The sequence below is a fragment of the Succinivibrio dextrinosolvens DSM 3072 genome, assembly GCF_900167015.1.
GTDB classification, from domain to species: Bacteria; Pseudomonadota; Gammaproteobacteria; order Enterobacterales; family Succinivibrionaceae; genus Succinivibrio; species Succinivibrio dextrinosolvens.
The window spans coordinates 1-1,492 of sequence record NZ_FUXX01000096.1; the positions used below are offsets into that span (position 1 = coordinate 1).

The window sequence follows — 1,492 nt, forward strand, 5'->3', positions numbered from 1 at the left end:
TAGTATGAACCCCGTTATTGATCACAATGATTGATAACGGGGTTTTGTTATGAAATTAACTTATGAACAAAGATTACTTGTTGCTGAAGATTACTTTAGGATTGGAGCTTCTTGTACTGCGAATAAATGGGGGTTGAATCGTGATTACGTAAGAGAATTATCAAGATTACTTGAAAATAATTCATTACAAGACCATAGTAAATATAATATATACACATCGGATTTCAAGATTACAGTTGTTAAAGCTTATGTAAATGGAGAAGGATCTTTCAGAGATATAGCTACTAGATACGGTATTCCTGATAAAAAAAGTGTAAGAACTTGGTATCATATTTATCAGACCAATGGAGAAGAAGGACTGAGAAATATGAAGAAAAATGGCAGACCAAGAAAAGAAGCAGTCAAGGATAACAAAAATAAAGTAAATCTAGACAATCTGTTAAGTTCCGACAAAGAAGATTATACAAAAGAAGAAATAAAAGCATTAAAAGAAGAGCTTTTAAGACTTCGCTGCCATGAAGAATTCTCAAAAAAATTCGAGGCCTTAGCACAAGACTATCTAAGAAAGAAAAACAACAAATAAAAGCTCAATTAGTGCTTGAGCTAAGGCCTAAATACCCATTCAAAATGCTTTTAGAAGAAGCTCAGATGAGTAGAGGCTCATACCTTTACCAGCTGCGTAAAGCTCCTTCTAAATGTTTAGATGCAGTCTATAGTGAGCAGATTGCAGCAATCAGGAAGATTCATTCTGATAGCAAGGAACGTTATGGATATAGACGTGTAATGTATGCCTTACGCAACCAGGGAATGCATCTGAACCACAAGACAGTTCATAAGCTAATGCATCACCTGCAGCTTCAGGGAGCACATCCTAAATCATATAAGAAATACAACTCTTACAAAGGAACAGTTGGAAAGATAGCGCCAAACATACTTAACAGAGAGTTCAATCCTCCTAAGCCAATGACCAGCTTTGCAACAGATATTACCGAATTTGCTATTGCAGAAGGTAAGTTATACCTATCTCCAATCATTGATATGTGTACCAATGAAATTGTTGCCTATGATGTTGCTAGACATACAACCTTTGACCAGATTAACCGTATGTTAAAACGATTTGAAGATGTTCTCGAAGAGAATGATGTCACAGGAGCTTTAGTTCATTCAGACCAGGGTTGGCAATATCAACATATCAATTATTGCAACTGGCTTAAAGAGCATAATCTGGTTCAAAGCATGTCCAGGAAAGCTACTACTCATGACAACATTATGATTGAGATATTCTTTGGAAGAATGAAGGTTGAAATGTTTTATGGAAAGGAAAAGACATTTAAGGATTTAAAAGACCTAGAGAAAGCTATTAAAGATTATATAAAATGGTATAACACTGACAGAGTTTGTAAAAAATTAAAAGGCCTGTCTCCAATTAATTTCAGGAAACAAGCCTTAAATTCTGTTAGTATGACCTAGAAACTTAAGTGATCAATTTCTG

2 protein-coding genes are annotated in these 1,492 nt (G+C 34.7%); both read left to right on the forward strand.

Annotated features, from left to right (window positions below; translation table 11 throughout):
* Window positions 1-49: 49 nt before the first annotated feature.
* Window positions 50-583, forward strand: a complete 534-nt coding sequence (locus tag B5D46_RS11945; RefSeq protein ID WP_078929648.1) for a helix-turn-helix domain-containing protein — start codon at window positions 50-52, stop codon at window positions 581-583.
* Window positions 580-1,470 (forward strand): IS3 family transposase, encoded by an 891-nt coding sequence (locus B5D46_RS11950; RefSeq protein WP_234973848.1) that lies wholly within the window; start codon window positions 580-582, stop codon window positions 1,468-1,470. Before B5D46_RS11945 ends, B5D46_RS11950 begins: the two co-directional genes overlap by 4 nt.
* Window positions 1,471-1,492 lie beyond the last annotated feature (22 nt).